We start from the raw sequence: 18,621 nt of genomic DNA on the forward strand, positions 1-18,621 counted from the left end.
AAGCGTCACTGAAACGCGACTTCGGCAAAGCTCCTGAGCTTGCGCGAATGCAATCGCTCCAGTTGCTGCTCCCTCAGCCGCTCGAGCGCCTTCAACCCGATCGTCAGATGCTGGCCGACGCGCTGCCGATAGAAATCGCTCGCCATGCCGGCGAGCTTGATCTCGCCATGCAGGGGCTTGTCGGAGATGCACAGCAACGTCCCGTAGGGGACACGAAAGCGAAAGCCGTTGGCGGCTATCGCCGCCGACTCCATGTCGAGGGCGATCGCGCGCGATTGCGACAGGCGCCGGATCATGGAGGGGCCGCCAATCTCCCAGTTGCGGTTGTCCACGCTCGCGACCGTCCCGGTGCGCATCAACCGCTTCAGCTCGAAACCTTCGAGCCCCGTCACTTCGCCGACCGCCTCCTCCAGCGCCACCTGCACCTCGGCCAGCGCCGGGATCGGCACCCACAGCGGCAGCTCCTGGTCAAGCACATGGTCCTCGCGCACATAGCCGTGGGCGAGGACGTAGTCGCCGAGTCGCTGCGAGTTGCGCAGGCCGGCGCAATGCCCGAGCATCAGCCAGGCGTGCGGTCGCAGCACCGCGACATGATCGGTGACGTTGCGCGCGTTGGATGGACCGATCCCGACATTGATCAGACTGATGCCGCGATAGCCGGGCTCGACCAGATGATAGGCCGGCATCTGCGGCATGCGCTCTGGCGCGACCCCCGTGGTGCCGCCGCCAAGGCGCGCATTCTTCGTGATCACATTGCCCGGGCCGACAAAGGCCTCGGGCCCGATCTCGCTGGCCGCCAGGCGCTTGTGGCACGCTTCAGCGAAGGCATCGATGTAGAACTGGTAGTTAGTGAAGATCACGAAATTCTGGAAATGCTCCGGATCGGTCCCGGTATAGTGGTAAAGCCGGCGCAACGAATAATCGACGCGGGCCGCGCGGAACAGGGCGAGCGGCTCCGCCGCGCCGGGGACAGGCTGCAATGTGCCGTTGGCGATCGCGTCATCCATCGTGGCGAGGTCGGGCACGTCGAAATGATCGCGCAGCAAGCGCACAACGCCGGATTTGTCACCGGGAGAAAGCGCAGCCTCGATGTTGATGTCCCGGCGATAGGCGAAATGAATCGGAATCGGCTCAGCCGACTGGCCTATTTCCACCGGCACGCCGTGGTTTTCGATCAGCCGTCGGATTTGGTGCGTGAGATAGCTCCGGAACAAATCCGGCCGCGTCACCGTGGTCTCGTAGACGCCCGGCCCCGCGACGAAGCCGTAAGCAAGGCGCGAGTCGAGCCGCACATGGGTCGAGGTCGTCATCCGCACAAACGGATAATTGGCGCGCACCCGCGAGACGAGCGGCGCGCCGTTGATGTACGCCTCGAAGTGATCGCGCAGGAATTTGGTGTTGCGCTCATAGATCGCTTCCAGGCGGCCCACGGCCAAAGCGGCATCGGTGAACGCCTCGGCCGGAATCGGCGGCGGGATGAGCGGGGTGAGTATGTTTTGCGTCACGGCCTATATTCGCCCCCTTGGCGCTTGCAGCAGGAACCTGATTTACTATGGCAGATTCTCGCGGCCATCAAAGTCTGCGTCTTGCGCCGCGGGGCGTCGGGCTCCTACGGGCGCCGACGATGGTGGAACCTGCAGGAGAAATCATCGCATCTGCGCTTGAGACGATGGGAAACATTGCCACGCTGGCGTTCCCGAGATCAGGCGCGTATAGTTTCAAAACATTTGTCGGTAGCTCGGATGTTCATCTTGTCAGGCAGGCTCGGTTTCGCACTCGTATTGGCGGCGCTTTGCCTCGGCGTGCGAACGGCCCACGCCCAGGCTGCCCCTTTATCCTATTGGATTCCGGACTCGCCCTTCGGCCTTGGCAGTTTCTCCGCCAGCCAGGGCCCAGTCACCTATGGCAACTTTCCGAGCTTTGATGGCCGCGCGGCCGACAGCGGCGGCTTTTCCTATGCGCGGTACAATTTCGGGAATGGCTGGTTTGTCGGCAGCGAACGCGCCAGCCTGGGCCTGAGCGGCATCAGCCAGGATGCAGCGTTCGACAATTTCGGCTCGATTCACGTCGAAGGCACGCAGTTCGGCTACAACTTCCAGAATTCGCCCGTCACCCTTTTTGGCGGCGTCGACACGTTGAAATACAATTCCGGCATCGGCAATCCATTTGCCCCCTTCGACTCCAATTCCGGCGCGCTGAACGGCTACAGCGCGCATGCCGGCGTCGAGATCCGCCCGACCTCGAATCTCAGCCTGCAGTTCGGGGCCAGCTACACCGAGCAGCCCAGCGACATCAATTCGCTCATGCTACCCGGCGCTTCGCCGGTTGGCATCCGCCACTGAATTCGCCCTGCGTTCCTTATGCCTGCGCAGCATACCGCTGCAAATTCGCCTTCAGCGTCGCCATGATCTCGCTGCGAAGCGGGTCCTGCGGGCCGCGTAGCCAGGCCGCAGCAAGCGGCAGCATGTCGAGCCGGCCGGCGGCGCGGACATCGAGCGGAATGTAGCGGACGCCGGTGACGGCAAGCCGTGACGCCCAGCGCGGCACGATCGCAAGCCCGATATGGGCCGAAACCAGATTGACGATCATCTGCTTCTCTTCTGCCACCTGCGCGATGACCGGGCGCAGGCCGGCTTCCGCGAACAGTTTCATCGTGAGGTCATGACTGTGCGGCCGCGAGCGGCGATCGGGCACGATCAGCGGCTCCTCCGCGAGCGTCTTGATGGCTAGCCGCCTGCGGCTCGCAAGCCTGTGCGAGGTCGGCACGGCGACCACCGCGGTCTCGTGGAACAGCATCCGGAATTCGAGCCGCCGGTCGCGATGCCCGGGCGGCCGGACGAACGCGAGGTCGAGCCGGCCGGACAGGAGGCGCGGCAACAGCCGGATCGTCTTGTCCTCCAGGAGCTGCACCGCGGCGTCGGGCCGCCGGCTCCTGAAATCATGCAGCAGCATCGGAACCAGCCCGGCCGCGGCGGTGTCGATCGCGCCCAGCCTCAGGGCATGCGCGCGCTTGCGGCCACGCTCGCGAATCCGGCGCTTGAGTTCATCGGCTTTCGCGACGAGGCTCCCGGCATCGGCGAGGATGGCGGTGCCATCCTGGGACAGCGCGACGTTCCTGGTGGTGCGCAACAGGAGCTGCGTGCCAAATTCCTCCTCGAGCAGGCGGATATGACGGCCGAGCGCCGATGGCAGCATGTTGAGCCGCTGCGCCGCGCGGCCGAAATGCAGCTCTTCCGCAACGGCGAGAAAGCAGCGAAGCTGGTGCAGGTCCATTCCGGCTCCGGGGGATGATCGCGACATTATTGCAATAATTTGTATAATTCAATGCGGCTTGAAGATCGCGCCCGCGCGCGCTTTTAGTCGCCGCTATCGCCCACCAAACGCCCGCACGGAGTCCCGCCATGAAGTCCTACAAGATCGCCGCCATTCCCGGTGACGGCATCGGCACCGAGGTCATCAGCGCGGGGGTCGAGGCCTTGAACGCGATCGCCTCCCGCGAGGGCCGGTTCAGGTTCGAATTCGACCATTTCGACTGGGGCGGCGAGCACTACAAGAAGCACGGCCGCATGATGCCGGAGAACGGCCGCGACTTGATCCGGAAGCACGATGCCATCCTGTTCGGCTCCGCCGGTCATCCCGATATCCCCGACCACATCACGCTGTGGGGGTTGCGGCTCGCGATCTGCCAGCCGTTCGATCAGTACGCCAATGTGCGGCCAACGCGCGTGCTGCCCGGCATCACCTCGCCCTTGCGCAGCGTGACGGACAAGGAATTGGACTGGGTGATCGTGCGCGAGAACTCGGAAGGCGAGTATGCCGGGGTCGGTGGCCGCGTTCACCAGGGTTCGCCGCTGGAAGCCGCAACCGACGTCTCGATGTTCACCCGCGCCGGCGTCGAGCGCATCATGCGCTTTGCGTTTGCCCTGGCGCGGTCGCGGCCGCGCAAATTCCTGACGGTCGTCACCAAGTCGAATGCGCAGCGCCACGCCATGGTGATGTGGGACGAGATCGCGCGCGAAGTGTCGGGCGAATTCCGCGACGTCACCTGGGACAAGATGCTGGTCGACGCCATGACCATGCGCATGGTGACAAGGCCGCAGTCGCTCGACACGATCGTGGCAACCAACCTCCACGCCGACATCCTGTCCGACCTGGCCGCTGCGCTCGCCGGCTCGCTGGGCATCGCGCCGACGGCGAACCTCAACCCGGAGCGGACGTTTCCGTCGATGTTCGAGCCGATCCACGGCTCCGCGTTCGACATCATGGGCAAGGGCATCGCCAATCCGGTCGGCACCTTCTGGTCCGCCGTGATGATGCTGGATCATCTCGGCGAGGGAGCGGCCGCCAGCCGCCTGATGAAGGCGATCGAACACGTGACCGCGAACCCGCGCCTGCACACGCCCGATCTTGGCGGCAAGGCGACGACAAAAGAGGTCACGGCAGGCCTGATCGCGGCGATTGAAGGCGCGAACGAGTAACTCTCTCCGTCATTCCGGGACGCGCCTCTTGGCGCGGGCCCGGAATCCGTTCTCCCACTTGCTCTGCGGCCGGATGGATTCCGGGCTCGCGCTCCGCGCGCCCCGGAATGACGAGGAACACGCAGCCTCGATTTCCGTTAAGGCTCGGAGGGAGGTTAAGCTTATGGCGCTCCAGCGAACCGCGCGTTTCGAGCACTGCGCATGCTCCGCCTCCCGCCTGTGTCTCGCCCTGATCATCGCGCTGGCAGCAACACCTCTGCAGGCAGCGAGCCTGACGCCGGATGCGATCAACTCCGCCGAATTTTCGCCAAAGGCATTTTCATCGGAGAAGCCCACGCCGTTCGGCGTCCGCCTTCAGGTACTGCTCGCTCGCGCCCATTTCTCGCCGGGCGAGATCGACGGAAAATTCGGGGAGAACGCGAAGAAGGCGCTGCGCGGCTATGCCGAAGCGCAGCAATCGCCGCCTTCCGACAAGCCGAGCGATGACGTCTGGCAAAAGCTGAAGACCGACGACCGGGCGGCGCTTGCGAACTACACCATTACCGAAAAGGACGTTGCCGGCCCGTTCCTGCATCACCTGCCAAGCAGGATGGAGGACATGAAGCACATTCCGAAATTGAGCTACACCAGCCCGCGGGAGGGCCTGGCCGAAAAATTCCACATGAGCGAGGCGCTGCTCGCTTCGCTCAACCCCGGTCAGCATTTCGATCGCGCCGGCGCGTCGATCGTGGTGGTGGATACCGGCGACACCGGCCCGGCAGCGAAGGCAGCCCGCGTGGAAGTCGACAAGAACGGGCAGGTGGTCAAGCTGTTCGATCGTTCAAACGCACTGATCGGCTTTTATCCCGCGACCGTCGGCAGCGAGGAGAAGCCCTCTCCGACCGGCGCCTTCAAGGTAACCGCGATCAACCACAACCCGACCTATCGATACAATCCCGCGTATCACTTTAAGGGCGTGCACGCGAGGAAGCCCTTCGAGATCAAGCCTGGTCCGAACAATCCGGTGGGCACGGTGTGGATCAATCTCTCGGCACAGGGTTACGGCATCCATGGCACGCCTAACCCAGGCAAAGTATCCAAGGCCGCATCGCACGGATGCGTGCGGCTCACCAATTGGGACGCAGAGCAGGTTGCAAGCCGCGTCTCCAAGGGCACGCCGGTGGATTTCGTCGATGATCCGCGCTCTTAGGGCCTTCGTTGTGGATCCGGCCAAGGCCGCAAGCCGGCGCCTCAAACCGCTTTCATCCGATAGTGACTGACGCCCCATTCGTCACCATCGGCATAGCCGAACAAGCCGGCGGTCGCGAGGAAGAACCGGCGCCAGCGCCGCATCCACAGAGACGTATCGTGGCCATAGACTGAGTGCAGCACGGCTTCGATCTCGTCCGCGCGTGAATCGAAATTGGCGAGCCAGTCGAGCGCAGTGCGCTGATAGTGCGTGCCACTCCAGCGCCATTCCTTCTCGATCGCAAACAGGTCGGCATATTGCCGGATCAAATGATGGCTCGGCATGATGCCGCCGATGAAGAAGTGCTGCGCGATCCAGTCCTCGCGGTCGGCGCGATCGAGCAGGTACGTGCCGGCGCGATGGGTGGAGATGTGCATCAGGAAGCGGCCGTCGACCTTCAGCCATGATCGCAGGCGCGTCAGGAGCTGCCGCCAGTTCAGCATGTGCTCGAACATCTCGACCGAGACGATGCGGTCGAAGCTCTCGCCCGGATCGAACTCGTTCATATCGGCGGCCATGACGCGGAGATTCGTCAGCCCGCGTTTGCCTGCCTCGCTTTCGATATAGTCACGCTGCGAACTGGAATTGGACACCGCGACGATGCTCGCACGCGGAAATTGCCGCGCCATGAACAGCGACAGCGAGCCCCACCCGCAGCCGAGCTCGAGGATCGATTGCCCGTCGCCGAGATCGGCATGCTCCACGGTCTGGCGCAGCGCCTCCTCCTCGGCCTCCTGCAAGGTCGATGCCCCGCTTTTATAATAGCAGGCGGAGTATTTCCGGTTTGGGCCGAGCACACGCGCAAAGAATTCCGCCGGCACCGCGTAATGCTGGGTATTGGCGGCCTCAGAGCGCTCGGCGATGGCGCGGCACGCCATGTCGCGGGCGAACGCGGCGTCGCGCTCGCGGCTGCCGCCAGCAAGTCGGGCGGCGGTGCGCGAGCAACGATGATGGATTGTGGCGCGGATGACGACATCCGGCAGCGGCACCCGTTCGGCAGTTCCGATGATGGTGGAGATGAAGCTCATGTCACCACGTCCTTGTGTGGGGGGAGTGGAAGGACCTTGCTGGTCCGCAATTGATACGCTTCACGGTTCTCGCCGGCGGATTCGAGCCGAAGGCCTGGTTCGCCATGACGAACATCCGCCGAGCCGAATGGCAGCCCCACCTCTTGGCGAATGCCGCATGGCGCGGATCGTGATAGCGGACCAAGCCAAGGCGACCGGAGGGTAACGCTGCGACCAGCCGCGCACCGGGCGAAACGCCCCCGGCCGGCCGGAGCACGCCGCCGGCACCGACCAGGCCGACCGCAAGGGTCCAGACGGTATCCACCCAGCCGGGATGACCGGTTTTCTGCAGCACCGCCCAACCAACGGCCATCAGGATCGCGAGCGATACTGCAATCGCCGCAAGGGCTTCAAGATACGGGAGGGTCATGGGGACTTCCGGTCTTGCCGGCAGGCTGGGATTTAAGGCTTGGGCCTCCTCTGAACGACGTGGCGAGCCAACACCCAGTTTCTGACTTCGGTTCCGTGGCAACGCCGCATTTTGGCTGGACACACGCTTTTTTCCCGCCGCCGCTGTGCCATAGTGAGGCTCAAGATCGGCTCCCTGCTACGGATGAAAGAATGCCCGCCGGCCCCGCTTCCCGCTCCGCGATGGAGATCGAACTGACCAAGCTGTCCACGCCCCGCATCTTCCTGGTGCGGATGCTGGTGTTTCTGGTGGCCTGCAGCCTCGTGGCCGTGGTGCTCTATAAGCAGATCGCCCTCGCCTTCTTCGCCAATCCGGGCCTCAACGCGTTGATCGGCGTGGTGCTCGCCGTCGGCATTATCCTGGCATTCCGGCAGGTGATCCGGCTCTATCCCGAGGTCTCTTGGGTCAATAATTTCCGCATCGCCGATCCGGGACTGGCAATCGACCGCCACCCGACCTTGCTCGCGCCGATGGCCGCGATCCTCGGCGGCGAGCGCACCGGGCGGATTTTGATTTCGCAGCAGACCATGCGGCATCTACTGGATTCCATCGCAACCCGCCTCGACGAGGCGCGCGATATTTCCCGCTACATGACGGGCCTCCTCGTCTTCCTCGGCCTGCTCGGCACCTTCTGGGGTTTGATCGAGACCGTGGGTTCGGTCGGCACCATCATCAATGGGCTCAAAGTCGGCGGCGATGCCGGGGCGCTGTTCGACACCCTGAAAGAGGGCCTCGCCGCCCCACTCGGCGGCATGGGCATCTCGTTTTCGTCCTCGCTGTTCGGCCTCGCCGGCTCGCTGATCCTGGGCTTCCTCGATCTGCAATCGAGCCAGGCGCAACACCGCTTCTACACCGATCTCGAGGATTGGCTTGCCACCACCGTGCGCCATTACGGCGACGACGGCCCGACGGGCGAGGTTTCGGTCGCGCTCGACCGGCTGCGGACGGCGGTTGAGGAGGTCGGCAGCAGCCGGGGCACAACGGCAGCGATGGCGAACCTCGCCGAGGCGATCCAGGGGCTGGTCGCGCATATGCGCACCGAGCAACAGATGATCCGGGAATGGGCCGATGGCCAGGGCGAGCAGAACCGCGAGATCAAGCGCCTCCTGGAGCGGCTCGCGAAACAGCCGGAAAAGAGCTAGCGCATGATCCGGAAAAGTGGGCAGCGGTTTTCCGAAAAGATCATGCGCGAACAAAGAGCTAAAGCGCGATGATCATCGCGCTTTAGCCTGGGAGGCGATATGCTCGATCATGTGACCATCGGCGTTCGCGATGTCGAGCAGTCGACGAAATTCTACGACCGGGCCCTGGCCCCGCTGGGGATCGCGCGGTTATATGCAGAGGGCCAGCGGTACGCGGGCTACGGCGTCGCACCCAAGGCCTTCTTCTGGATCGGGGTGCGGGAAACTCCCCAAACCGGTGCTCACATCGCTTTCGCGGCGCCGGATTGGGCGACCGTCGAACGATTTCATGAAGCGGCGATCGCGGCCGGTGGTAAGGACAACGGAAAACCTGGAATCCGGCCGAACTACCACCCAAATTACTACGGTGCCTTCGTCCTCGATCCCGACGACCACAATATCGAGGCCGTCTGCCACACCCCGCAGGGATGATCCGGTTCCTGCCGAAACGTAGCGAGACCTGAATGGCCCTTGCCCGTGCCCGCCGCTCGGAATCCGGCTTCAACTACTGGCCCGGCTTTGTCGACGCGCTGTCGACGTTGGTGCTGTCGGTCGTGTTCCTGCTTTCGATCTTCCTGGTCGTGCAGTTCTTCCTGTCGCAGCAAGTCACCGGCAAGGACAAGGCACTGGACGAGTTGAAAGCCAAGATCGCCCAGCTCAACGATCTCTTGTCGCTGGAAAAGCTCGGCAAGCTCAATCTCGATGACGAGGTCGCGCAGCTCAAGGCCGGGCTCGCTTCCGCCGAATCCGAGCGCGACCGCGTCAAGGGCTTGTATGAGGGTCTTGCCAACGCCGGCAATGACGCCGCCGGCCGCAACGCCGAGCTCAGCAAGGCGCTGGAATCGGAGAAGGGCGTCTCGGCCCGCGCGTTGTCGCAGATCGAGGTGCTGAACCAGCAGATCAGCGCGCTGCGCCGGCAATTGGCCGCGCTGGAAGAGGCGCTCGATGCTTCCGAGAAGCGCGACAAGGAATCGCAGAGCCGGATCGCCGATCTTGGCCAGCGCTTGAACATCGCGCTGGCGCAGCGCGTGCAGGAATTGTCGCGCTACCGCTCGGAATTCTTCGGCCGCCTGCGCGCCATCCTCGGTAACCGGCCCGACATCCGCATCGTCGGCGACCGCTTCGTGTTCCAGTCGGAAGTGTTTTTCGATACCGGGCAGGCAACGCTACTGCCCGAAGGCATCTCCGAACTCGACACCGTCGCCAGCGCCCTGTTGGACCTCGACAAGCAGATCCCGAAGGAGATCCCCTGGGTGCTCAGGGTCGACGGCCACACCGACGTACGGCCGATCAACAGCCCGATCTTCAAGTCGAACTGGGAATTGTCCTCGGCGCGCGCGATCTCGGTGGTGCAATATCTCATCTCGAAAGGTGTGCCGGCGCAGCGGCTGGTCGCAGCCGGATTCGCCGAATATCAGCCACTCGACCCCGGCAACACCGAGGACGCCTACAAGCGCAACCGCCGCATCGAGCTGAAGCTGACGGAGCGGTAGCCCCGTCATTGCGAGGAGCCAACGGGGCCGCGCGTTCGCGCGGACCCGTTGGCTCGCAATGACAAAACTCTAAGCTCCTACGCGCCCTCGAACTGCAACCGCGCCAATCGGGCATAGAGTCCGTTTTGGGCAACCAGCGAGGCATGCGTGCCCTGCTCGACGATGCGGCCCTGATCCAGCACGAGAATCCGATCGCATGACAGAACGGTCGCGAGCCGATGCGCGATCACGAGCGTGGTGCGGTGGCGCATCAATTCCTCCAGCGCGGTTTGCACCAACGTCTCGGATTCCGCATCCAGCGATGAGGTCGCTTCATCCAGCAGCAGGAGCGGCGCATCGCGCAGGATCGCGCGGGCGATCGCAATGCGCTGGCGCTGGCCTCCCGACAACGTCACGCCGCGCTCGCCGAGCTGGGTGGCAAACCCCTCCGGCAGGCGGCGGATAAACTCGCTTGCATGCGCAAGATCAGCGGCACGCTCGACCTCCGCATCGGTCGCATCCGGCCGGCCGAACCGGATGTTCTCCCGCGCGCTTGTAGCGAACACCACGGAGTCCTGCGGCACCAGCGCGATGTGGCTGCGCACCGCCTGCGGATCGGCCTGGCGCACCGCCACGCCGTCAAAGGATATTGTGCCTGACGTTGGGTCGTAAAACCGCAGCAGCAGATGAAACAGCGTGCTTTTTCCCGCGCCCGAGGGGCCGACAATCGCAACCTTCTCGCCGACCTTGACCGCGAACGACACGCGATGGATCGCAGGGACCTCGGGTCGCGTCGGATAGGCGAAGCTGACCTCCTCAAACGCGACATCGCCGCGCGGAGGCTGCGGCAGCGCACGCGGTGACGGCGGCGCCGCGATCTCGGGCTTGACGTGCAGGATCTCGAGCAGCCGTTCGGCCGCACCCGACGCCGCCGAAACCTCGCCCCAGACTTCGCTGAGCTGGCCGAGGCCGGCGGCGGCGAACACGGCATAGAGCACGAATTGGCCGAGCCGCCCCGGCGTGATCGCGCCCGTCAGGACGTCATGCGAACCGATCCAGAGGATCGCGACCACGCTCGTAAAGACGATGAAGATGATGATCGCGGTGAGGACCGCGCGTGCCTGGGTCGAGGTGCGCGCCGCTTCATAGGCCTGCTCCACTTCGCTGCCGAAGCGCGCATTCGCAAGCTGCTCGCCGGTATAGGCCTGCACGGTTCGAATCGCGCCGACCAGCTCGGAAGCGTAGGCGCTGGCATCCGCAAGCGTGTCCTGCGCATTGCGCGACAGCCGTCGCACCCAGCGCCCGAAGGCGACGAGCGGGATCACGACCAACGGAATGGCGAGCAGCACGAAGCCGGACAGCCGCGGGCTCGTTACCACCATCATCGCCGCCGCGCCCAGGAACAGCATGAGATTGCGCAGCGCAATCGAGACGGAGGCACCGACCGCGGACTTGATCTGCGTGGTGTCGGCGGTGAGCCGCGAGATCAATTCGCCCGATCGCGCGGCATCGTAGAAGGCCGGCGACAGCGAGATCAGATGCGCGAATACATCGCGGCGCAGATCCGCGACGATGCGTTCGCCGATGGTCATCACGAGGTAGTACCGCGAGGCGCTCGCAAGCGCGAGCACTGCGACGACGGCGATCATCACGCTGAAATAGCTGTTGATCATCGCAATGCCCTTCGGCGTAAGGCCGAAGTCGATCATCCGCCGCACCGCGACCGGCACGATCAGCGTGGTCAGCGCGGCAATCGTCAGCGCGATCAAAGCGAGAATGGCGCGTCCGCGATAGCGTGCGACATAGGGCGAGAGCGCAAGCAGCGGGCGCAACCTGGGACGGCCCTGCGAGGGCGGCGGCGGCGCCTCGGTCGTGGCGACCGGGCCGGCAGGCGGCGTCGCCCTGCCATCCTCCTCCTCAAGCCGTTCAACTGCGCTCATCCGATGGGCCCATCCACATAAGTCCACCCCCAAATAGGCGCCGCGGAGGGGGCTGGCAAATCCGGCAAGATACGAAGGCTCGATGGGTTGTTTTGGGGGGTGGGATCGGCTATAGAGCCGCCCAAATCCGTCATTGCAGCGTTACATCAGACCGGCGCCGCCGGCTCCAAGGATATGCCATGAAAGCCGAAATTCACCCGAATTATCATAATATTACGGTCGTGATGACCGACGGCACCGAGTACCAGACGCGCTCGACCTGGGGCAAGGAAGGCGACAAGCTGCACCTCGACATCGACCCGAAATCGCACCCCGCCTGGACCGGCGGCACCCAGCAGATCATGGACCGCGGCGGCCGCGTCTCGCGCTTCCAGAAGAAGTTTTCGGGCTTCCTCAAGAAGGAGTGATTTTTCGCCGGTCGGCTTGCGGCCGGACAACAAACGCCCCTGCGTCCCGCGGGGGCGTTTTTATTTCGCGGGCACGCCTCCCATTTCCTCTGCAACCATGGCTGCGACCTGGCGGTCGATCGGGTCCGCACTGGCGGAAAGGCCCGCCACGACACCGGCGCGATCATCCGCGCGCCGGTTCTGGCTCATCTTGCGCTTGGCATCGAGCCGCGTGATCGGCATCCGCAAGCCCACGATGGCGCGCAACTGCGCCGCGATGAAGTCCGGCGGCGCGTCGGAGACCTTCCAGGCCTCATCGCGCTTGCCTTCATGCAGATTGGTCAGCCGGGTCACGATCGCGAGCAGCCGGTCCGCATCCTCGAAGAACTCCACCGGCCCATAGGCGTGCACGGCGACGTAGTTCCAGGTCGGCACGACCTTGCCGTTTTCCTCTTTGGTCACGTACCAGGACGGCGTCACATAGGCATCGGGACCCATGAAGATCGCCATCGCCTCGCCCGTTGGGGGCATCTTCCACTGCGGATTGGCTTTTGCGACGTGACCGTAGAGCGTGCCGTATTCGCCCTCGCTCTCATTTAGGATCATCGGCAGCGGGGTCGCGATCAGTCCCTCGGCCGTTGCGGTCACAAGGCTCGCCAGGCGCGCAGCGCGGATCGCGGCGTGGATCGCGCTGAGCTCGGACAGCTTGAAAAGAGGCGGAATGTACATGTCGTGCCCTTTCACTACAGGCACGAATCTAGTGCATGTGAGCACGCATTTGAAGGATCGCGACCCGCGCGCGACGACGCTGCGGCGCGAACTACTACTGCTCGAAGGCCGCCTTGAGGCGGTTGAGCTGCGGCACCAGCGGATTGCCGATCGAGGTACGCTCCGTAGGCGTCGCGTGAATGTTGGTGTCGAGACGGCGGACGCGCGACTGCAGGCTCATCGAGCGCGCGATCAGATCCTGCAACTGCGTCGGCAGCTTCTCGATCATATCGGCAGGGCCGGGATCGGCGGCCGAGAGCTTCACCTTGGTCTTCTCGCGGTTGGCCTGGGTCAGCGTCATCTCGCCTTCCTTGACCGCGCGATGCAGCAAGAGCCAGGAGGCGAGCTGCATCAAGCGAGTGGTCAGCCGCATGCTCTCGGTGGCGTAGGTCAGGCTGACGGCGCGATCGAGCGCCTTGGCCTCGGCGCGGCCGACGCCGTCGAGATAGGCCGCGGTCTCCTCGACCAGATCCATGCCTTCACGAAACAGACTGCCAAACGCCTGCGAATTGGTGAGCCGCTCGCTGAACTGGACCAACGCGCCATCGTTATGCAAACGGTCCGTCATGGTTAACGCCTCTTACGCAACGGTTACGCCGCCCGGCTTCGCGCGCCGGCTTATGATGAACAAATCATTGCTCGGGCCGGTCGAAGAGTCCAGCGACTTCCCTCAATATGGTTTCCGGCCGATGTGGCGAATTACATAAAGCAGGGTAGCTCGGCCAATGACCGACATGGATAACGAGCCCTAAAAAGAATGGTTTGCTTACGATCGATTAAGCTTTCGGGTTTATGACTATCAGCGTCCTCGTTTGGACACCGAGTGGCTCCTGTCCACTCTGTTTGACGCCTCCCTGTTATCAACTTTCAAAGCCGCCGGTCTCCGGCGGCTCTTTTTTTGCGCGCACAGCATGGTGCATTACGATTTGAGCCTTACGATTTGAAGAACGTATTTGCGGCGTCCTTCGACGCCCGCTTCCTCGTGGCCGCCTCTTCAAGCCGCGCAATTTCGGATTTCAATAGCGCGATGCGCTCGGTCAACTCCTCGACCGAGAGCAGCGACAGATCCTGCCCGATCTCGTGCGAGATTTTTTTCTTTGGCCGGTCGTCGTCTTCCATGGGCATGCGTACCCTCCTGTTTGTCGGCCTCCGGCCCAGTTGCCAGCCCTGTTCCGGCTGAGTAATCAGATGCCGCCTCGTATGAGCCTGCCGCAAGGACAAATCATGGAACAGGTCCCTTCGCAAATGACCGTCATCGGCTTCAACAAGCCCGGCGGTCCGGACGTCTTGCAGCCGGAAACGCGCGCGGTGCCTGTGCCCGGTCCCGACGAGATCCTGATCAAGGTGATGGCGGCCGGCGTCAACCGTCCCGACGTGGCCCAGCGCCAGGGCCACTACCCGCCCCCGCCCGGCGCGAGCGACCTGCCCGGGCTTGAGGTTGCCGGCGTCGTCGTGGCCGCAGGCCGGAATGCGAAGAAGCACAAGCTCGGCGACAAGGTGATGTCGCTGGTCGCAGGCGGCGGCTACGCCCAATATTGCATCGCGCAGGATGCGCAGGCGATGGCGGTACCACCCTCGCTTACCATTCAGGAAGCCGGCGCGCTGCCGGAAACGTTGATGACGGTCTGGCACAATGTGTTCGAGCGCGGCGCGCTGAAGGCGGGCGAAACGCTGCTTGTCCATGGCGGCTCGTCGGGCATCGGCACGATGGCGATCCAGATGGCGAAGGGGTTCGGCGCCAAGGTCATTGTCACCGTCGGCTCCAGGGACAAGGCCGACGCCTGCGTGAAGCTCGGCGCGGATCACGCCATCAACTACAGGAGCGAGGACTTCGTCGAGGCGACGAAAAAGGCGACCGGCGGCGTCGGCGCCAATGTCATCCTCGACATGGTCGGCGGCGACTATACCGACCGCAATTATGACGCGGCCGCCGTCGACGGCCGAATCGTCCAGATCGCGTTCCTGTCGGGTTCGCCGAAAGCGACCGCCAATTTCACCAAGCTGATGGTCAAGCGCCTTACCCATACCGGTTCGACCCTCCGCCCCCGTACTAATGCGGACAAGGCGGCGATGGTGGCCGCCATCGAGGCCAAGGTGATGCCTCTCCTGCGCGAGGGACGCATAAGACCTTTGATGGACAGCTCGTTTCCGCTGGAAAAAGCGTCGGACGCTCACAGGCGGATGGAGACCTCCGAACATATTGGCAAAATTGTGTTATCGCTTTAACGCTCGCGACCAAAGGGTAGCTGGAAACCCTTTGATTTCCCTCACATTCGTGGCAATGATCGCTTAACGACCGAACGCGGTTGCGGTCGCATGCGGAGAACTGACATTGCGTCTGATCAGGTGCCTCGCGCAGCTTGCGCTGGGCCTCGTGATTCTTGTCGCCGCTTCGTCGGCATACGCGCTTGACGCCGTCAGCGTCCGCGGCGACGCGCCTGCCATCGACCTCACCGACGTGCTGGAACATCAGCACAGCGATACCGACCGCATCCAGGTTTCGACCGCGCCTGGGACCGACGGCATCGTCCGGCGCATTGAAGTCCGCGCCCGCGAAGGCGGGCAGAACTGGGTCGTGTTCGCGCTCGCCAACAACACCGACGACCAGCTCGATCGCCTGATCGTCGCGCCGCATTACCGCATCGTGAACTCGGGCCTGCTGTGGCCCGACCTCGGGCTCTCCCGTATCGCCACGATTACACCCTCGACCGGCGACCGCCCCGATCGCGTCGAGAGTCCGACGGCCGACGTGTTCCGCGTCACGCTCGATCCCGGCTCCGTCGTCACCTATGTCGCGGAACTGCGCACCGACAAGCTGCCGCAGCTCTATCTGTGGGAGCCCGATGCCTACAAGGACAAGGTCAACTCCTTCACGCTGTACCAGGGCATCGTGATCGGCATCTCCGGACTTCTTGCCCTCGTGCTCACAATTTTGTTCGTGGTGAAGGGCAGCATCATGTTTCCCGCGGCCGCGGCGCTCGCCTGGGCGGTGCTGGTCTATATCGGCGTCGACTTCGGCTTCTGGGCCAAGGTGCTCGACATGTCGAACAACGCCGAGCGTGTCTGGCGCGCCTCCGGCGAGGCGATCCTCGCTGCAACCCTGCTCGTCTTCCTGTTCGCCTATCTCAATCTCTCCCGCTGGCATGTGCGCTATTCCCACATCACGGCGGGCTGGCTGTTCTTCCTGGGCTCGCTGGTTGCGCTCGCAATGTTCGACCCCGCGGTCGCCTCCGGCATCGCGCGGATGTCGCTGGTGCTGATCGCCTTCGCTGGCTTTGCGCTGATCGTCTATCTCTCCACACACGGCTTCGACCGCGCGGTGCTGTTGATTCCGACCTGGTTCCTGCTCGTGGTGTGGGTGATCGCGGCCGGCATGACGGTCGGCGGTTACGTCACCAACGACATCGTCGGCCCCGCCCTGCTCGGCGGCCTGGTGCTGATCGTGATGCTGATCGGCTTCACGGTGATGCAGCACGCCTTCGCCGGCGGCGCCTCGACCGGCATCGTCTCCGACGTCGAGCGGCGCGCGCTGGCGCTCGCAGGTTCCGGCGATCTGATCTGGGACTGGGACGTCTCCGCCGACAAGGTGTTCACCAGCCCCGAAACCGAAAGCCTGCTGGGCTTGAAGCGCGGCGCGCTGGAAGGCCCCGCCGCGAAGTGGCTGGAAGTGCTGCACCCGCTCGACCAGGACCGCTTTCGCGCCGCGCTCGACAGCGTGCTGGACCAGCGCCGCGGCCGTCTGGTGCAGGATTTCCGCCTGCGCACCCCCGACGGCCACTTCATGTGGTTCGCGCTGAAGGCGCGGCCCGTGGTCGGCTCCGACGGCGAGGTTGCGCGCGTGATCGGAACGCTGACCGACGTTACCGACATCAAGAACTCCGAGGAGCGCATGCTCCACGATTCGGTGCACGACAATCTCACGGGATTGCCGAACCGGAAGCTGTTCATGGACCGGCTCGGCGCAGTGGCGAATTTCGCCAAGACCATGCCGAGCCTGCGGCCGACGTTGATGGTGATCGACCTCGACCGCTTCAAGCAGGTCAACGATTCGGTCGGCATTGCGGTGGGCGATTCCATCCTGCTCACGCTGGCGCGGCGGCTGACGCGCATCCTCAAGCCCCAGGACACGCTGGCGCGGCTGGCCGGCGATCAGTTCGGCCTGATTCTGTTGTCCGAGCAGGATCCCGCGCGCATCACCAATTTCGCCGAGACCATCCGCAAGACCATCCGAGCCCCGATCGCCTTCAACGACCGCGAGATCTTCTTGACCGCCTCGATCGGTCTTGCGTTGTCCGATCCGCAGACCCAGCTCTCCGACGAGATCATCAAGGACGCGGAGCTTGCGATGTACCACTCCAAGCGCATCGGCGGCGACCGCATCGACGTCTTCAAGCCCGCGATGCGCGCGCGCAAGACCGACCGCCTGACGCTCGAGAGCGAGCTGCGCCGCGCCATCGGGCGCGAGGAGATCGCGATCCTGTACCAGCCAATCGTGCGGCTGGAAGACCGCTCGATCGCCGGCTTCGAGGCGCTGGCGCGCTGGGATCATCCCAAGCTCGGGCGCATGTCGCCGTCGGAGTTCATCAACATCGCCGAAGAGATCGGCCTGATCGTCGATCTCGGCACTTTCGTGATGGACCAGACCGCGCGGCAGCTTGCGGTATGGCAGCGCGCGATGCGCGCGCGCGAGCCGATCTTTGCGTCCGTCAACGTCTCCTCGCGACAGTTGCTGCGCCACGACCTCCTTCACGACATCCGCACCGTGCTGTCGCGCTCGTCGGTGGCGCGCGGCACGCTCAAGCTCGAGCTGACGGAATCGCTGGTGATGGACAACCCCGAGCACGCCGCGCAGATGCTGACCCGCATCCGCGAGCTCGGCGTCGGGCTCTCGATCGACGATTTCGGCACCGGTCATTCCTCGCTGTCCTACCTGCAGCGCTTCCCCTTCGACACCTTGAAGATCGACCAATCCTTCGTCCGCACCACGAGCCGCGGCACGCGGCCGGTGATCCTGAAATCCATCATCGCGCTCGCACATGATCTCGGCATGGATGTCGTCGCCGAGGGCGCGGAGACGGATTCGGATGCGGTCGAGCTCTACCAATTGGGATGCGAATACGCGCAGGGCTTTGCCTTCGGCGAGCCGATGGACGCGGATGCCGCGATGCGGCTTCTGACCGAAGAGCGGCTGGAAGCGGCGAGCTAGGTCCGGCGCTGTAGGGTGGGCAAAGGCGTGCTTGCGCCGTGCCCACCAGCTTTCAACATTCTCACGCTCAATGGTGGGCACGCTACGCTTTGCCCACCCTACGATTCGCAGGAGCATCTCGACTTCGTCATTGCGAGCCAACGGGTCCGCGCGAAGCGCGGCCCGATGACAGGCTCCGCGAAGCAATCCACAATGACGCCCCGGCGACGATCTGGATCGCTTCCGCCTTCGCTCTTTGTGCTGCGGCGGACACGTCATCGCGGAGCCTGTCATCGGGCCGCGCGTTCGCGCGGACCCGTTGGCTCCTCGCAATGACGTCGCCAAGGTCGCACATCATCGTTCCCGCGGCAGGATTTGCCCGAGTTTTGAAAATCAACGCCCTCGAAGAGTCAGAGGGCGCAGGGAATGCCGGATGCAGGCCGCACCCGTGAGCCTTGCGTGCAAGGAAAGTGCACTTACGCACGCAAGCAACAACAGGGCAGCCAA

The 18,621-nt window shown here is 64.0% G+C and carries 17 protein-coding genes; 9 read left to right on the top strand and 8 right to left on the bottom strand.

The genetic code is table 11. The features are described 5' to 3' along the window. Positions 1 to 5: 5 nt before the first annotated feature. On the bottom strand, positions 6 to 1,505 hold the full coding sequence (locus VKR55_RS18380; protein ID WP_324405436.1) for an AMP nucleosidase: 1,500 nt from the start codon (positions 1,503 to 1,505) through the stop codon (positions 6 to 8). A gap of 237 nt (positions 1,506 to 1,742) precedes the next feature. Between VKR55_RS18380 and VKR55_RS18385 the strand changes: the two genes are divergently transcribed. Then, entirely contained in the window at positions 1,743 to 2,342 is a 600-nt protein-coding gene (locus VKR55_RS18385; RefSeq protein WP_324405437.1) for an outer membrane protein, read from the top strand. A 16-nt stretch (positions 2,343 to 2,358) separates the two neighbouring features. Here the strand turns inward: VKR55_RS18385 and VKR55_RS18390 are convergent, their stop codons facing one another. Further along, positions 2,359 to 3,273: a LysR family transcriptional regulator gene (locus VKR55_RS18390; RefSeq protein ID WP_324405438.1), complete on the bottom strand. Its 915-nt coding sequence runs from the start codon at positions 3,271 to 3,273 to the stop codon at positions 2,359 to 2,361. Positions 3,274 to 3,401: 128 nt separating this feature from the next. Between VKR55_RS18390 and VKR55_RS18395 the strand changes: the two genes are divergently transcribed. Beyond that, entirely contained in the window at positions 3,402 to 4,478 is a 1,077-nt protein-coding gene (locus VKR55_RS18395; protein WP_324405439.1) for a tartrate dehydrogenase, read from the top strand. A gap of 163 nt (positions 4,479 to 4,641) precedes the next feature. After that, positions 4,642 to 5,667 carry a L,D-transpeptidase family protein gene (locus VKR55_RS18400; RefSeq protein WP_324405441.1) on the top strand — a complete coding sequence of 342 codons (1,026 nt, stop codon included), beginning with the start codon at positions 4,642 to 4,644 and terminating at the stop codon, positions 5,665 to 5,667. Between the two features lie 41 nt (positions 5,668 to 5,708). Here the strand turns inward: VKR55_RS18400 and VKR55_RS18405 are convergent, their stop codons facing one another. After that, positions 5,709 to 6,734, bottom strand: coding sequence for an SAM-dependent methyltransferase (locus VKR55_RS18405; RefSeq protein ID WP_324405443.1), 1,026 nt, complete (start codon positions 6,732 to 6,734; stop codon positions 5,709 to 5,711). Position 6,735: 1 nt separating this feature from the next. Beyond that, entirely contained in the window at positions 6,736 to 7,143 is a 408-nt protein-coding gene (locus VKR55_RS18410; protein ID WP_324405445.1) for a DUF1295 domain-containing protein, read from the bottom strand. A gap of 191 nt (positions 7,144 to 7,334) precedes the next feature. Here VKR55_RS18410 and VKR55_RS18415 point away from each other — a divergent pair, with 191 nt between their 5' ends. From VKR55_RS18415 to VKR55_RS18425, 3 genes are all read left to right on the top strand, one after another. Beyond that, complete coding sequence (locus VKR55_RS18415) at positions 7,335 to 8,324, top strand: flagellar motor protein MotA (RefSeq protein WP_324405446.1); 990 nt, start codon at positions 7,335 to 7,337, stop codon at positions 8,322 to 8,324. A gap of 99 nt (positions 8,325 to 8,423) precedes the next feature. Then, positions 8,424 to 8,795, top strand: coding sequence for a VOC family protein (locus VKR55_RS18420; RefSeq protein ID WP_324405447.1), 372 nt, complete (start codon positions 8,424 to 8,426; stop codon positions 8,793 to 8,795). Positions 8,796 to 8,827: 32 nt separating this feature from the next. Beyond that, positions 8,828 to 9,856: a peptidoglycan -binding protein gene (locus VKR55_RS18425; RefSeq protein WP_324405448.1), complete on the top strand. Its 1,029-nt coding sequence runs from the start codon at positions 8,828 to 8,830 to the stop codon at positions 9,854 to 9,856. A 77-nt stretch (positions 9,857 to 9,933) separates the two neighbouring features. On the opposite strand, the gene VKR55_RS18430 is transcribed toward VKR55_RS18425, so the two are convergent. Beyond that, positions 9,934 to 11,775 (bottom strand): ABC transporter ATP-binding protein/permease, encoded by a 1,842-nt coding sequence (locus VKR55_RS18430; RefSeq protein WP_324405450.1) that lies wholly within the window; start codon positions 11,773 to 11,775, stop codon positions 9,934 to 9,936. Between the two features lie 179 nt (positions 11,776 to 11,954). Here VKR55_RS18430 and rpmE point away from each other — a divergent pair, with 179 nt between their 5' ends. Beyond that, the gene (rpmE, locus tag VKR55_RS18435; RefSeq protein WP_324405452.1) at positions 11,955 to 12,182 is read left to right on the top strand and encodes a 50S ribosomal protein L31; all 228 of its coding nucleotides are present in this window, start codon (positions 11,955 to 11,957) and stop codon (positions 12,180 to 12,182) included. A 60-nt stretch (positions 12,183 to 12,242) separates the two neighbouring features. Here rpmE and VKR55_RS18440 read toward each other — a convergent pair whose 3' ends face one another. From VKR55_RS18440 to VKR55_RS18450, 3 genes are all read right to left on the bottom strand, one after another. After that, positions 12,243 to 12,890: an FMN-binding negative transcriptional regulator gene (locus tag VKR55_RS18440; protein ID WP_324405453.1), complete on the bottom strand. Its 648-nt coding sequence runs from the start codon at positions 12,888 to 12,890 to the stop codon at positions 12,243 to 12,245. A gap of 94 nt (positions 12,891 to 12,984) precedes the next feature. Next, entirely contained in the window at positions 12,985 to 13,497 is a 513-nt protein-coding gene (gene rcdA, locus VKR55_RS18445; RefSeq protein ID WP_324405454.1) for a protease adaptor protein RcdA, read from the bottom strand. A 365-nt stretch (positions 13,498 to 13,862) separates the two neighbouring features. Continuing rightward, on the bottom strand, positions 13,863 to 14,054 hold the full coding sequence (locus tag VKR55_RS18450; protein ID WP_324405456.1) for a DUF1192 domain-containing protein: 192 nt from the start codon (positions 14,052 to 14,054) through the stop codon (positions 13,863 to 13,865). A gap of 99 nt (positions 14,055 to 14,153) precedes the next feature. Here VKR55_RS18450 and VKR55_RS18455 point away from each other — a divergent pair, with 99 nt between their 5' ends. Together VKR55_RS18455 and VKR55_RS18460 are read left to right on the top strand one after the other, a co-directional pair. Further along, positions 14,154 to 15,155, top strand: a complete 1,002-nt coding sequence (locus tag VKR55_RS18455) for an NAD(P)H-quinone oxidoreductase (protein ID WP_324405457.1) — start codon at positions 14,154 to 14,156, stop codon at positions 15,153 to 15,155. Between the two features lie 106 nt (positions 15,156 to 15,261). After that, the gene (locus tag VKR55_RS18460) at positions 15,262 to 18,135 is read left to right on the top strand and encodes an EAL domain-containing protein (protein ID WP_324405458.1); all 2,874 of its coding nucleotides are present in this window, start codon (positions 15,262 to 15,264) and stop codon (positions 18,133 to 18,135) included. The last annotated feature ends 486 nt before the right edge of the window (positions 18,136 to 18,621 follow it).

The sequence above is a fragment of the Bradyrhizobium sp. genome (assembly GCF_035309285.1).
In the GTDB taxonomy this organism is placed as follows: domain Bacteria; phylum Pseudomonadota; class Alphaproteobacteria; order Rhizobiales; family Xanthobacteraceae; genus Bradyrhizobium.

Coding starts and splice junctions, on each gene's coding strand:
- VKR55_RS18385 (WP_324405437.1), top strand. CDS start 1,743: ATGTTCATCTTGTCAGGCAGGCTCGGTTTCGCACTCGTATTGGCGGCG.
- VKR55_RS18390 (WP_324405438.1), bottom strand. CDS start 3,273: ATGGACCTGCACCAGCTTCGCTGCTTTCTCGCCGTTGCGGAAGAGCTG.
- VKR55_RS18395 (WP_324405439.1), top strand. CDS start 3,402: ATGAAGTCCTACAAGATCGCCGCCATTCCCGGTGACGGCATCGGCACC.
- VKR55_RS18400 (WP_324405441.1), top strand. CDS start 4,642: ATGGCGCTCCAGCGAACCGCGCGTTTCGAGCACTGCGCATGCTCCGCC.
- VKR55_RS18405 (WP_324405443.1), bottom strand. CDS start 6,734: ATGAGCTTCATCTCCACCATCATCGGAACTGCCGAACGGGTGCCGCTG.
- VKR55_RS18410 (WP_324405445.1), bottom strand. CDS start 7,143: ATGACCCTCCCGTATCTTGAAGCCCTTGCGGCGATTGCAGTATCGCTC.
- VKR55_RS18415 (WP_324405446.1), top strand. CDS start 7,335: ATGCCCGCCGGCCCCGCTTCCCGCTCCGCGATGGAGATCGAACTGACC.
- VKR55_RS18420 (WP_324405447.1), top strand. CDS start 8,424: ATGCTCGATCATGTGACCATCGGCGTTCGCGATGTCGAGCAGTCGACG.
- VKR55_RS18425 (WP_324405448.1), top strand. CDS start 8,828: ATGGCCCTTGCCCGTGCCCGCCGCTCGGAATCCGGCTTCAACTACTGG.
- VKR55_RS18430 (WP_324405450.1), bottom strand. CDS start 11,775: ATGAGCGCAGTTGAACGGCTTGAGGAGGAGGATGGCAGGGCGACGCCG.
- rpmE (WP_324405452.1), top strand. CDS start 11,955: ATGAAAGCCGAAATTCACCCGAATTATCATAATATTACGGTCGTGATG.
- VKR55_RS18440 (WP_324405453.1), bottom strand. CDS start 12,890: ATGTACATTCCGCCTCTTTTCAAGCTGTCCGAGCTCAGCGCGATCCAC.
- rcdA (WP_324405454.1), bottom strand. CDS start 13,497: ATGACGGACCGTTTGCATAACGATGGCGCGTTGGTCCAGTTCAGCGAG.
- VKR55_RS18450 (WP_324405456.1), bottom strand. CDS start 14,054: ATGCCCATGGAAGACGACGACCGGCCAAAGAAAAAAATCTCGCACGAG.
- VKR55_RS18455 (WP_324405457.1), top strand. CDS start 14,154: ATGGAACAGGTCCCTTCGCAAATGACCGTCATCGGCTTCAACAAGCCC.